The organism is Ralstonia sp. Ralssp135 (assembly GCF_047304345.1).
Taxonomy (GTDB): domain Bacteria; phylum Pseudomonadota; class Gammaproteobacteria; order Burkholderiales; family Burkholderiaceae; genus Ralstonia; species Ralstonia chuxiongensis.
Window position 1 is genome coordinate 48,169 of the sequence record NZ_JBGLYZ010000024.1, and the last position, 12,642, is coordinate 60,810.

At 61.8% G+C, this 12,642-nt stretch carries 11 protein-coding genes, 1 tRNA gene and 1 pseudogene; all 13 read right to left on the bottom strand.

Going from position 1 to position 12,642, the window contains the following annotated elements:
- Positions 1–19: 19 nt before the first annotated feature.
- On the bottom strand, positions 20–1,630 hold the full coding sequence (locus tag ACCD03_RS16855; protein ID WP_413412355.1) for a lactonase family protein: 1,611 nt from the start codon (positions 1,628–1,630) through the stop codon (positions 20–22).
- Positions 1,631–1,836: 206 nt separating this feature from the next.
- On the bottom strand, positions 1,837–2,358 hold the full coding sequence (locus ACCD03_RS16860) for a lysis system i-spanin subunit Rz (protein ID WP_325651364.1): 522 nt from the start codon (positions 2,356–2,358) through the stop codon (positions 1,837–1,839).
- A gap of 264 nt (positions 2,359–2,622) precedes the next feature.
- Entirely contained in the window at positions 2,623–3,096 is a 474-nt protein-coding gene (locus tag ACCD03_RS16865) for a hypothetical protein (protein WP_325651366.1), read from the bottom strand.
- Positions 3,097–3,164: 68 nt separating this feature from the next.
- A pseudogene (locus ACCD03_RS16870) lies at positions 3,165–4,157 on the bottom strand (phage late control D family protein); the annotation flags it as partial.
- A 149-nt stretch (positions 4,158–4,306) separates the two neighbouring features.
- Positions 4,307–4,738, bottom strand: a complete 432-nt coding sequence (locus ACCD03_RS16875; RefSeq protein ID WP_325652150.1) for a MerR family transcriptional regulator — start codon at positions 4,736–4,738, stop codon at positions 4,307–4,309.
- 58 nt (positions 4,739–4,796) lie between these two features.
- Positions 4,797–5,213, bottom strand: coding sequence for an integration host factor subunit alpha (locus ACCD03_RS16880; protein WP_092969979.1), 417 nt, complete (start codon positions 5,211–5,213; stop codon positions 4,797–4,799).
- Between the two features lie 78 nt (positions 5,214–5,291).
- Positions 5,292–7,721: a phenylalanine--tRNA ligase subunit beta gene (gene pheT / locus ACCD03_RS16885; protein WP_325652147.1), complete on the bottom strand. Its 2,430-nt coding sequence runs from the start codon at positions 7,719–7,721 to the stop codon at positions 5,292–5,294.
- 63 nt (positions 7,722–7,784) lie between these two features.
- Entirely contained in the window at positions 7,785–8,813 is a 1,029-nt protein-coding gene (gene pheS / locus ACCD03_RS16890; protein WP_253540128.1) for a phenylalanine--tRNA ligase subunit alpha, read from the bottom strand.
- A 147-nt stretch (positions 8,814–8,960) separates the two neighbouring features.
- Positions 8,961–9,317, bottom strand: coding sequence for a 50S ribosomal protein L20 (gene rplT, locus ACCD03_RS16895; RefSeq protein ID WP_012762124.1), 357 nt, complete (start codon positions 9,315–9,317; stop codon positions 8,961–8,963).
- A gap of 28 nt (positions 9,318–9,345) precedes the next feature.
- Complete coding sequence (gene rpmI / locus ACCD03_RS16900; protein ID WP_004636003.1) at positions 9,346–9,543, bottom strand: 50S ribosomal protein L35; 198 nt, start codon at positions 9,541–9,543, stop codon at positions 9,346–9,348.
- Positions 9,544–9,710: 167 nt separating this feature from the next.
- On the bottom strand, positions 9,711–10,232 hold the full coding sequence (infC, locus tag ACCD03_RS16905; RefSeq protein ID WP_394372680.1) for a translation initiation factor IF-3: 522 nt from the start codon (positions 10,230–10,232) through the stop codon (positions 9,711–9,713).
- Between the two features lie 42 nt (positions 10,233–10,274).
- Entirely contained in the window at positions 10,275–12,182 is a 1,908-nt protein-coding gene (gene thrS, locus ACCD03_RS16910; RefSeq protein WP_413412356.1) for a threonine--tRNA ligase, read from the bottom strand.
- A 375-nt stretch (positions 12,183–12,557) separates the two neighbouring features.
- A tRNA-Val gene (locus ACCD03_RS16915) sits at positions 12,558–12,634 on the bottom strand.
- Positions 12,635–12,642 lie beyond the last annotated feature (8 nt).

A 12,642-nucleotide genomic window follows, 5' to 3' on the forward strand; every position in this document is an offset into this window, starting at 1 on the left:
TCGGCTGAAATGCCTGCCATTATCTCGTGACGACGATCGAGTAAGGAATGCTCCCCGTGACGACCGCCCCAACGCCCGTCAGCGCGCCGGTGGTGGCGTTGATAGCGTAGGCCGAGACAGTGTTGCTACCGGTATTGGCCACATAGACGAACTTGCCGCTCGGATCGACCGTGACTGAGTAGGGAAGGATTCCCGTGCCGACCGAACCGATGGCCGTCAGCGCGCCGGTGGTGCCGTCGATGGCGTACGCCGAGACAGAGTTGCTATTGTAATTCGCCACATACGCGAACTTGCCGCTCGGGTCGACCGTAACCGAGGCGGGGGCGGTACCCGTGGGGACTGAGCCGATGGCCGTCAGCGCCCCGGTGGTGGAGTCGATAACGTAGGCTGAGACAGTGTTGTTAGCCTCATTTGCTACATAGGCAAACTTGCCGCTCGGGTCGATCGTGACAGAGTAGGGGTTGGCACCCGTACCGACCGAAACAATGGCCGTCAGCGCGCCCGTGGTGGCGTCGATGGCGTAGGCCGAGACAGTGTTGTCAGCCTCATTTGCCACATAGGCGAACTTGCCGCTCGGGTCGACCTTGACCGAGTGAGGGTTGGCTCCCGTGCCGACCGAACCAATGGCCGTCAGCGCGCCGGTGGTGGCGTCGATGGCGTAGGCCGAGACATTGTAGTTACCGGCATTTACCACATAGGCGAACTTGCCGCTCGGGTCGACCGTGACCGAGTTGGGGGCGCTACCCGTGCCGACCGAACCAATGGCTGCCAACGCGCCGGTGGTGGCGTCGATGGCGTAGGACGAGACGGTGTTGCTACCGGTATTTGCCACATAGGCGAACTTGCCGGTCGGGTCGACCGTGACCGAGGCGGGGGCGATATCCGTGGGGGCTGAGCCGATGGCCGTCAGCGCGCCGGTGGTGGCGTTGACAGCGTAGGCCGAGACACTATTAGACACGCTACCGTTATTCGCCACATAGGCGAAACGCGGCACCGGCGCCCCACAAGTGACGGCCACGCTGGTCACATTGGCCATCGCCGTGCCGCTGTTGCCCGTCACCGTACAGGTCTGCAGCGGCTGGTACGGCTGAGTCTTGATCGTGACGGCGTAGGACGCGCCGCTGGCCAACGACGTGGTGAACGTGAAACTGCCGTTGGCCGCAATCGCCAGATCGTTACCACCGTTATCCTGCAACACCAGCCCAGAACCGGCCAGGCCGCTAACCGCGCCGCTGACGGTATAGGTATTGGTCGCGCAGACCACGGCAACGTTGTTCACATTGGCACCGGCAACAGTGCCGTTGCCATTGTTGACGGTACAGGTCTGGGCCGGAGCGCCGGGCGGGGTCTTGACCGTCACAGAGTAGCTCGCGCCATTGGCGAGCGGAGTGGTGAAGCTGAAACCGCCATTGGCCGCAATCGTCAGATCGTTGCCACCGTTATCCTGCAACACCAGCCCGGTACCGGCCAAGCCGCTGACCGCGCCGCCAATGGTGTACGTATTGGCCACGTTGGGTCCGGCAGGAACATCCGCATTGCCGCCGCAGGAAGCCAGGGCTGCGATCAGGACTGCGCCCACGGCGTGGGACAAGAAGGTGACCTGATGGCGGCGAGCGCGAAAAGAGATCATGTCGGTAGTCGGTGATTACTGTTTAATGAGGCAACTGTTGGAGTGTGGATTAGCAGCGTAACTTGCTGTCAATCTTCGCCTTCGATGAATCGCTTCATGGGCCGCCCCGTGCTGACAAGTTGCTTCAGTCTAGGCGAAGCACTAGTGTTTTCACACAGCCTAGGCCGACAGCGGACGTTCGCGCCCAACCGATTTTCTGACGCCCGTCAGGGCTCGACACAAACACCAGCACCCTCAAGCGCACGCTCGCGCGCCTGAAAATACCTCAATTTCTCAGCATCCCGCTCAGCCCCGGCGAAGAGATCGACAAGATCCGCCGCATCCTCTCCAGATAGCTCACATCGACCGGCGGCTCCATCGCCCAGGCCGGCGCCGGGCTGATCTTCACTTGCGCCGGCACCGGCGTCGGGCTGGCAACGGGCGCGCACCGACATCCGTACATCACCAGCAGCAAGAGCGTGCTGCATGCGCGTGTTTTCAACGGTGGCACGTTGCATCTCCGAGAAATGGGTACGGCCGAGCGCGTCGAGCTGGTCGGTAAGCTGCCGGTGCTTTGTGATTGCAGCCTGCAGCGCCGTCACGACGGTATCGACGGCGGCCTGGCGCTCGATGGCGTGGTCGCGTTGCATCTGCGCGATGGTCGTCTCGTACCGGTTGGCTTGCCAGCCCCACGCGGCTGCTGCAGCCACCGCTGCCACTGCCAGGAGCCGGACGATTGCGAAGTTCATTGGCTTTGCCTTGTCGGATGATGTGAGTGACCCACAGGCCCGCCACCGCCAGTGCGCAATGCAGTTGCACGGTGGCAATGTCGGGGGTGGCGTACAGCGCTGCGGAAGCGCTGCCGAGCGCGCACAGAGCGACGGCGCCCAGCAGCAGCGCACCGCGCAGCCCGTGCGGAATGGCTTGCGTGAGCGCAGACCAAGCCGCACCCGCGCAGATGGCCACGAGCGCCACGATGTCGGTGGCGGTGAGCACGTCGTTTTGGGTGATCGTCATTCCTTGCGGCCTCCTGTCCAGCGTTGCGCTGCCTGCTGCAGCCAGTCGTGCACCAAGCGCCGCAGCGCCGGGAGTTCGCCATATGCGTGGCCGACGATGGTCAGCCCGAACACCCCGGCGATGAACTTGATGGCGTCAGACACCAGCCCGACCGGCACGCCGCTCCACCCAATGACGCCGTTGCCGAGGTAATGCGCGCACACAATGCCCAACAGCAGCGCAGCCAAGGTGACGGCCAATGCGGGTGTGAAGCGCGAGAACATAGCCGGCAGCGCCGCCACGGCGTAGTTGAAGGATTCCGTTACGCGCGCGAAGCCACCGGACTCGTGCCCGATCTGCGCGATAAACGCCGCCTGCTGTGCTGGCGTGGAGATACCGAAGCGCTTGGACGTGGCCTCGATGTGCGGCCACCGGCGATTAGCGAGCGCGGGCGGCAGGGCGGCAGCCTTGCTGAAGGTGTTTTTGTTCATGGCTTGAAAAAAAAGCCCGCCGGGTGGCGGGCTGTTTGGAAGCGCTCGCAACAGCGAACGCGTGTGTCTTATTGCTTTGGCGGCGCAGGAATGACCAGGTTGGTCACCTTGGCCGCCTTCTTGGCTTTGCCCTGCCCCGCCTTGGCCTTGCCGGTGTTGCCGCCGTTGAGGCTCACGTTCACCAGCCAGCTTTTGTTAGCGTAGATGTGCGTGACCGTCTCGGCCAGGTAGTCGCCATCGGCCTGGGCTTTGAAGCCTTGCAGGCGCAGCGTCTTCTCGGCGCTGATATCGGCCCGGCCCATCATTTCGAGCTCACCTTCGGCGGTGCTGCGGTTCATGTGTTGCAGCGTGGCTTTGGCGGCAGCCTTGGCGGCCTGCGGGCTGGCGTGCACGTGCCGCTCGGTGTGCGTGGCCTGCGCGGGGCCGCCGTCTGGCGCGTCCGGGTTCGGGATGTACAGATCGACCTTGCGGCCGGTCTTGGCATCGTGCGCGCGGGTTCTGACACCGCCGACGCTGCTGCGGTCAGGAAACGTCAGGCGGTAGCGCATCAGGTCTTCCGGCCGCAGCGCGATCGGCGCGAGCGGTTTGCCCTCTGCGGATTTGCCGCCGCCGCGCGGGGCGACGATCAGCCGGCCGCCCTTGACCGTTGCCGTGCCGCCGTACTGGCGCGCAAGCCGGGTGATGAAGTGCAGATCGCTCTCGCCAAACTGGTCGGCGCGATCGATTTGCGCCTCGATCGTGCAGGCCGGCTTCCAGCCGTGCCGGGCGGCCACGCTAGCCACGATGGCCGCCAGCGTGGTGCCGGTGTAGCTGGCGTTGCGCTGCGCCTTGGCGGTGGCGCGCATGTCGGCCGGCTTGCCGCGTATCACGATGGTGGCGGGCGGGCCGCTCAGTTCAATCTCATCAACGGCGTAGGTGCCGCGTGTCGACAAGCCTTTGCCCGCCCAGCCGAACGAGATGCGCAGCGTGGCGCCCTTGGGCGGGAAGGCGATCTTGCCGTCGCAGTCATCGAGGCGGATCTGGACACCCGTCGCGGAAACCGTTGACGGGCGAGGATTTGTGACTCATTACGTATCTGCATGGAGTGCAGGTGATCGAAGGTTCAAATCCTCTCGACCCGACCAAAACAAAAGCCCGCGTAACGGATCACGTTACGCGGGCTTTTTCGTTTCTATCTGCGCCCTTCTTGCCTGCAATATTGGCTTATGGCTTATGGCTTATCGGTACGCAGCACTTCCAACACGGCCGACAGCTCACGCCGCAAGCTCTGAACATCAACCGAACCACTCGCAGCGGCGGAGATCGGCGCCGCGACTTCCATTTCCTGCTCATTGGCCTCGACCGGCGATGCGGCGGCCACGCCATGCCGCAACTCATCCAGCCGGTTCCGCGCGCCATTGATCGTGAAGCCCTGCTCGTACAGCAGCTCGCGAATACGCCGGATCAGCAGCACTTCATGATGCTGGTAGTAACGCCGATTGCCGCGTCGCTTGACGGGCTTGAGCTGCGTGAACTCCTGCTCCCAATAGCGCAGCACGTGCGGCTTGACGGCGCACAGGTCGCTCACTTCCCCAATGGTGAAGTAGCGTTTGGCAGGAATCGGCGGCAGGTTGACCCGCTCCGTGTGTTTATCGGCGGCCATACAGGGCTGGCGAAAGAAACGGATTGAACAGACGGCTGAACGAGATCACGCAGCAGAATTACGCGACATCGACCGGCAGCGGCTCGACGCGCTCTTCAACGAGCGCCTTGAGCTTCTGACTGGCATGGAACGTGACGACGCGACGCGCGGTGATGGGGATGATCTCCCCCGTCTTTGGATTTCGGCCCGGACGCTGCGGCTTGTCGCGCAACTGGAAGTTACCGAAGCCGGACAGCTTGACACTGTCGCCCTGTTCGAGCGCCTCGCGAATCACGTCGAAAAACGCCTCGACCATGTCCTTCGACTCACGCTTGTTCAAGCCGACCTGCTCGAACAGCATCTCGGCAAGCTCGGCTTTGGTAAGCGTCGGCACATCCTGACCGCGCGCATCACGTGCGTCGGCCAATGCTGCCGAAGAAGAACCGAGCGAGTCGCCCAAGGATGCCGCCAACGCTGGCGCGTGTTGATCGTTCATAGGATTCGCTTAGCGTATTCGATCCGAATGCGGAGGTTCGTTCGAGCGGTCTCTAGCGCAGTGCGGACGTCTGACACGTCAGGCGCGCAGGCGCGCGCCGAATGCATCGCCGGCCGCTCGAATCAATTGCTGTGTGGCGGCCTCGACAATGTCGTCCTGAAGGGTGCTGTCAGTATCTTGCAACGTAATTCTGAAGGCAAGGCTTTTCTCCTGCGCCCCAATGGCAGCCGTGGCGGCCTTCGGACGGAACTCATCGAACAGCACAACGCCCTGCAGATAACGCTGCCACGGGGTACCGACAGCCGCTTTCTCGAATGTGTCGACCAAATCCTGCACCGCGACATCCTGGCGCACGACCAGCGCGATGTCGCGCGTCACGGCCGGCACACGCGGCACTTCACGATACTTCGGCAGGCCGACCGCGGTGATGGCGTCAAGCTCTACCTCCCACACCACCGGCGCTGTCGCCAGATCGTACTTCTGCAGCCAACGCGGATGCAGTTCACCGATCCAGCCGACGGCACGGCCATTCAGCACCACGCGCGCGGAGCGCCCCGGATGCAGCGCGGGATGCTCAGCGCGCTCGAAACGCGCCTGCAGCGGCCACAGCAGCGACTCGACATCACCCTTTACATCGAAGAAATCAACCGGACGTGTCTGCACGCCCCACTGCTCTTCCTTGGACGGACCATACGCAATGCCGCCCGCCATCATCGGTTGTGCGTAGCCTGCGATCGACAGACCACCGTCGGCGACACTCGCATCGCGGTGGAACACGCGCCCCACCTCGAACATACGCACGCGCGAAGCCTTGCGGTTCACGTTGTAGCGCACCTTGTCGAGCAAGCCGCCGACAAGCGTGCTGCGCATCACCGAGTACTGGCTGGCAATTGGATTCAGCAGCGGAATCGGATTGGTGTTGCCGGCAAAGTCGGCTTCCCACTCGCTTTCGACAAAGGCGAAGTTGACGACCTCGTGGTAATCGCGCGCGGCCACGGCATGACGCACGTCGTGCATCGTGCGGCGAGCCTCGTCGGTCGGGCGCATCGCGCTCTCGGCCACAGGCGGCTTGGCGGGAATCTGCTCGAAACCGTAGATGCGGGCGACTTCTTCGATCAAGTCTTCCTCGATTTCGAGGTCGAAGCGATACGACGGCGGCTCGACGACAAACACATCGCCGTCCACGCTGAACGTGAGGCCGAGGCGCTTGAACACATCCGCCACAACGTCGTGCGACAGCGGAATACCGAGCACACGCGCAGCACGCGCAACACGCATGCGCACCGGCTCACGCTTGGGCAGATTGACGATCTGATCGTCGATCGGACCAGCCTGGCCGCCGCAGATTTCCAGGATCAGGGCACTGATGCGTTCGATGTGTTCAACAGTAGTCGCGTAATCAACGCCGCGCTCGAAGCGATGACCTGCATCGGTCGAGAAGTTGTAACGTCGCGCGCGGCCCTGAATGGCAGCCGGCCACCAGAATGCGGCCTCGACGTAGATGTTCTGCGTATCGAGCGTGACAGCCGTCTTGTCGCCGCCCATGATGCCGGCGAGGCTTTCGATGGCCTGCTCGTCCGAGATCACGCCGACCTTTTCGTCGACGGTGATGGTGTCGCCGTTGAGCAGCTTCAGCGCTTCGCCGGCCTTGCCCCAGCGTACCGTCAGGCCACCGTGGATCTTGTCCAGATCAAACACGTGCGACGGACGGCCCAGCTCCAGCATCACGTAGTTCGAAATATCGACCAGCGCCGACACGCTGCGCATGCCCGCGCGCTCGATGCGCGAGACCATCCAGGCCGGCGTCTTCGCGTGCGCGTTCACGCCGCGGATGATGCGGCCCGAAAAACGACCACACAGGTCCGGCGCCTCAACCTTGACGGGCAGCTTGTCAGCCAGCGTCACCGCCAAGGGGGCCATCGACGGCATCGTGATCGGCGCGCCCGTCAGCGCGGACACTTCACGTGCCACGCCGTGGATCGACAGGCAATCCGCCTTGTTGGGCGTAAGTTTGATGATGAAGATCTGGTCGTCCAGATCGAGCACCTTGCGGATGTCTTCGCCCACCGGCGTGTCGTCCGGCAGGATCAGCAGGCCGCCGTGGTCTTCCGACAGTTTCAGCTCGCGCGCCGAACACAGCATGCCGTAGCTCTCCACGCCACGCAGCTTGCCGATCTTAATCTTGAACGGCTTGCCATCTTCGCCAGGTGGCAGCTCGGCGCCGACCATCGCGCACGGCACCTTGATGCCCGCCGATACGTTCGGCGCGCCGCAGACGATCTGCAGCAGCTCGCCCGTGCCCGCATCGACCTTGCACACGTTGAGGCGATCGGCGTCCGGGTGCTTGCTCACCTCGACCACATGGCCGACAACGATCTGCGAGAACGGCGGCGCAACGGGGTTGACCTCTTCCACTTCGAGGCCAGCCATCGTCAGACGGTGGGAGAGTTCATCCGTGGTGATCGACGGATTGACGAAACTGCGAAGCCAGGATTCCGGAAATTGCATGGCGCGACAGGAAAGAAAATTCGATTAACGGGGCGATGAAGTACCAGTGCGAGCGCTCAGCGCTTACGCGAACTGGCGCAGGAAACGCACATCGCCCTCGAAGAACAGGCGCAGATCGTTGATGCCATAGCGCAGCATCGTCAGGCGCTCCAGGCCGGAGCCGAACGCAAAGCCAATGTAGCGCTCAGGGTCCAGGCCCATATTGCGCACCACGGTCGGGTGCACCTGGCCGGAACCGGAAATCTCCAGCCATTTGCCGTTGCCGAACGCCATGTCGATTTCGGCCGACGGCTCGGTGAACGGGAAATACGACGGGCGGAAACGCACCTGGATGTCGTCCCGCTCAAAGAAGTTGCGCAGGAAGTCGGTATAGACGCCCTTCAGGTCGGCAAAGCTGATGTTGTCAGCAATCCAGAGGCCTTCGACCTGATGGAACATCGGGGAGTGCGTGGCGTCGCTATCCACGCGGTAAGTGCGGCCCGGGGCGATGACCTTGATGGGCGGAATGCGATCGAGATGTTTGTATTTCTCGACATGCATGCGCGCGTAGCGCACCTGCATCGGGCTCGTATGCGTGCGCAGCAGCAGAAGCTTGTCTTCGCTGTCGCGACCATCGATGTAGAACGTGTCCTGCATCGAACGCGCCGGATGGTTGTCCGGGTTGTTCAGCGCCGTGAAGTTCATCCAGTCGGATTCGATTTCGGGGCCGTCGGCCACGTCAAAACCGATCGAGCCGAAGATCTTGGCGACGCGCTCCCAGGTGTTCATCACCGGGTGCAGGCTGCCCTCGGCCACGTCGCGGCCGGGCAGCGTTACGTCGATCGCCTCGGCGGCCAGACGGGCGTTCATCAGCGCATCGGCCAGCGCCTGGCGGCGGGCGGTCAGCGCCTCTTCAACCCGGCTCTTGGCCTGGTTGATGCGCGCGCCTTCGGACTTGCGTGTCTCTGGATCGAGCTTGCCCAAGCCTTTGAGCAAGTCGGTCAGCACGCCGGACTTACCGAGAAAGCGTGCCTTCTCGTTTTCCAGCGAGGCGTTGTCCTCCACGGAGGCAAACGCGTTTTGGGCATCGAGGACGACTTGATCCAGATCCAGTGACATGGGAAGGCGAGCGAAAAAATTCGGGTGATTCGGGTCCGCGAAATGCGCGGAATAAAAAACGGGGCTCGGTGAGAGCCCCGTCAGGGTGATCAGCCGGCAAAGTTACTGGGCTATTCCAGCAGCCCGCCCGGCCAATCCAATTCAGGCGACGTTGGCTTTCACCTGGTTCACGATGGCGGCAAAAGCCACCTTATCGTGAATGGCCATATCCGACAGCACCTTGCGGTCCAGCTCGATGGACGCCTTCTTCAGGCCGTTCATGAACTTGCTGTAGGTCAGACCATGCTCGCGCGCGCCAGCGTTGATACGTGCAATCCAGAGAGCGCGGAACACGCGCTTCTTGTTGCGACGATCACGGTAGGCGTACTGGCCAGCACGCATGACCGCCTGCTTGGCGATGCGATAGACGTTATTGCGGCGGCCGCGGTAACCCTTGGCTGCGCTGATAACCTTCTTATGACGGGCCCGCGCTGTGACCCCACGTTTTACTCGAGGCATGAAATGCTCCTTTCGTAGTTAGTTAGGGTTAGGCGTACGGCATCATTGCGCGAACGGACTTCAGGTTCGTCTCATGGACGCCCTCGGTACCGCGCAGGTGACGCTTGTTCTTGGTGGTCTTCTTGGTCAGGATGTGACGCTTGAAGGCTTGGCCACGTTTGATCGTGCCACCAGGACGGGCAGTAAAGCGCTTCGACGCGCTTTTCTTCGTCTTCATCTTCGGCATGGAACAACTCCGCTTTTGACATGAAGCCAGGTGGACGGCTGGCGCCGACACTTGCAAGACCCGGGCTCACTTGTTGTATCGCCGCAGGCTTTGACACCTGCCGCGTTTTCCGACGTTTCCGTCTGGAACCTGCTCAGCGCAGCCGGAAACGTCCGGCCGCCACTGCATTACTTTTTCTTCTTGGGTGCCAACATCATCACTGCCTGGCGCCCCTCCATCTTCGGCATCTGCTCAACCTGGCCGAATTCCTCCAGGTCAGTCTTGATACGCTCCAGCACGCGCATGCCGATTTCCTGGTGAGCCATTTCGCGGCCGCGGAAGCGCAAGGTAACCTTTACCCTGTCACCATCCTCCAGGAAGCGCGTCGCGTTGCGCAGCTTGACGCCGTAGTCGTTGTCGTCGGTGCCAGGGCGGAACTTGACTTCCTTCACCTGGATGACCTTCTGCTTCAACTTGGCGTCGTGGGCCTTCTTCTGTTCCTGATACTTGAACTTGCCATAGTCCATCAGGCGGCAGACGGGCGGCTGCGCAGTCGGCGCGATCTCGACCAGGTCGACGTCTTTCTCTTCTGCCAGACGCAGTGCGTCGAACAGCTTGACGATGCCGAGCGCTTCCCCCTCAACCCCGGTCAGCCGGACTTCCGGTGCGCTGATCTCGCGGTTGATGCGGTGAGATTTCTCAGTAGCGATGTTGATGTCCTCGAAGAATCAAAAAAACAGGCCGTGCCCAGCTCATGACTTGTTGGCGAGATCGTTCTGCAGTCGCTCAACGAACGCCGACAGCGGCATAGAGCCTAGATCGACGTTGCCACGGGCACGCACGGCCACCTGATTTTCATCCCGTTCTTTGTCGCCAACCACAACCTGGTATGGGACCTTCTGCACGGAATGCTCGCGGATTTTATACCCAATCTTCTCATTCCGCAAATCAACGATCGCCCTAAATCCTTGTTTTTGCAGGGATTGCACAACGGATCGGGCGTATTCAGCGTGCGAATCGGTGATGCTGAGCACCGCAACCTGCACTGGCGAAAGCCACGCCGGCAGCGCTCCGGCGTATTGCTCGATCAAGATACCGATAAAGCGCTCCAGGCTGCCGACAATGGCCCGGTGCAGCATGACGGGGCGATGGCGCGCACCATCCTCGCCAACAAACTCGGCGTCGAGGCGCTCCGGCAGATTGGGGTCGACCTGCATCGTGCCGCATTGCCATTGGCGACCAAGTGCATCTTTGAGCACATATTCGATTTTCGGGCCGTAGAACGCGCCCTCGCCCGGCAGGTACTCGAATTCGCAACCCGACGCACGCAAGCCTTCGGCCAACGCCGCTTCAGCACGGTCCCAGCTTTCTTCCGTACCGATGCGCTTGTCCGGTCGCGTCGATAGCTTGTACAGAATCTCGGTAAAGCCGAAGTCCTTGTAGACCTTTTGCAGCAGCGTCGTGAACGCCGTCACCTCGGCCTGGATCATGTCTTCCGTACAGAAGATATGACCATCGTCCTGCGTGAAGCCGCGCACGCGCATGATGCCGTGCAAGCCGCCCGAAGGCTCATTGCGGTGGCAGGCACCGAATTCACCGAAGCGAAGCGGGAGGTCGCGGTAGCTCTTGATGCCCTGCTTATAGATGAGGATGTGGCCCGGGCAGTTCATCGGCTTGAGCGCGTATTCGCGCTTCTCCGATTCCGTGATGAACATGTTCTCGCGGTACTTGTCCCAGTGGCCGGTCTTCTCCCACAGCGACTTGTCGAGAATCTGCGGCCCCTTTACTTCCTGGTAGCCGTTCTCGCGGTACACGCGGCGCATGTACTGCTCAATCTCCTGCCACAGCGTCCAGCCCTTCGGGTGCCAGAACACCGTGCCGGGCGAGTACTCGTCGATATGGAACAGGTCGAGTTCGCGGCCGAGTTTGCGATGGTCGCGCTTTTCGGCCTCTTCCAGCATGTGCAGGTAGGCTTCCTGGTCTTCCTTCTTGGCCCAGGCCGTACCGTAGATACGCTGGAGCATCTCGTTGTTGTGGTCACCGCGCCAATAGGCGCCAGCCACCTTCATCAGCTTGAAGACCTTGAGCTTGCCGGTGGACGGCACGTGCGGGCCGCGGCAGAGGTCAACGAAATTGCCTTCGCGATACAGGCCGATTTCCTGATCCTCCGGAATGGAGGCGATGATCTCGGCCTTGTACTTTTCGCCCATGCCTTGGAACAGCTTGACGGCTTCGTCGCGGTTCAGCACTTCACGCGTGACCTTCTCGTCTTTCTTGGCGAGTTCCGTCATCTTCTTTTCGATGGCGACGAGGTCTTCAGGCGTGAAGGGGCGCTTGTAGGAGAAGTCGTAGTAGAAGCCGTTCTCGATGACCGGACCGATGGTGACCTGCGCGTCCGGATACAGCTCCTTGACTGCGTAAGCCAGCAAGTGCGCCGTGGAGTGACGGATCACGTCGACGCCGTCGGCGTCCTTGTCGGTGATGATGGCGAGCTTGGCATCACGGTCGATCGTGTAGCTCGTGTCGACCATTTGACCATCCACGCGGCCAGCCAGCGCGGCCTTGGCGAGGCCTGCACCGATGCTTTGCGCCACTTCAGCCACGGTCACGGGGCCGGGAAACTCACGCCGGGAACCATCCGGCAACGTGATTGCGATCATGCTTGCTCCTGTGGAGTCACCGTCGCGCATTTCAGAGATGCGCAGCGGTCGTTATTCTGTCGTGCGCCACGCCAAGTCAGCGCAGCAAGTTGTCGAATCGAATGCTTCGAAGCGCTTTCAGCTTGATCGCCACGCGTGACACGAAACTGCGGACGAAAAAAAACGCGGCCAAGGCCGCGTTTTCATTTGCGCCATCCACCGCTTGGGCAGACCGCAAAGGGCGAAAAACGCACCTTGACTACTGTCGCTCCGAAGCGGTTGTAGTTCGCGGTGCCTGAATCATATTTCGCCTTGTGTTCAGTTGTACGGGACAAGCCCGGGAATTGCGAGGATGACGGCTTGGACACCCTACCCGACGCGTCCTGCTAAATGCGTTGGTAGGCTCGATTGGACTCGAACCAACGACCCCCACCATGTCAAGGTGGTGCTCTAACCAGCTGAGCTACGAGCCTGCCGAAGA

What these genes read in the sequence shown, in the direction of transcription:
- ACCD03_RS16860 (WP_325651364.1), bottom strand. Translation starts at nt 2,358, where the DNA reads ATGAACTTCGCAATCGTCCGGCTCCTGGCAGTGGCAGCGGTGGCTGCA.
- ACCD03_RS16880 (WP_092969979.1), bottom strand. Translation starts at nt 5,213, where the DNA reads ATGAACGATCAACACGCGCCAGCGTTGGCGGCATCCTTGGGCGACTCG.
- ACCD03_RS16875 (WP_325652150.1), bottom strand. Translation starts at nt 4,738, where the DNA reads ATGGCCGCCGATAAACACACGGAGCGGGTCAACCTGCCGCCGATTCCT.
- thrS (WP_413412356.1), bottom strand. Translation starts at nt 12,182, where the DNA reads ATGATCGCAATCACGTTGCCGGATGGTTCCCGGCGTGAGTTTCCCGGC.
- rpmI (WP_004636003.1), bottom strand. Translation starts at nt 9,543, where the DNA reads ATGCCGAAGATGAAGACGAAGAAAAGCGCGTCGAAGCGCTTTACTGCC.
- ACCD03_RS16855 (WP_413412355.1), bottom strand. Translation starts at nt 1,630, where the DNA reads ATGATCTCTTTTCGCGCTCGCCGCCATCAGGTCACCTTCTTGTCCCAC.
- rplT (WP_012762124.1), bottom strand. Translation starts at nt 9,317, where the DNA reads ATGCCTCGAGTAAAACGTGGGGTCACAGCGCGGGCCCGTCATAAGAAG.
- ACCD03_RS16865 (WP_325651366.1), bottom strand. Translation starts at nt 3,096, where the DNA reads ATGAACAAAAACACCTTCAGCAAGGCTGCCGCCCTGCCGCCCGCGCTC.
- pheT (WP_325652147.1), bottom strand. Translation starts at nt 7,721, where the DNA reads ATGCAATTTCCGGAATCCTGGCTTCGCAGTTTCGTCAATCCGTCGATC.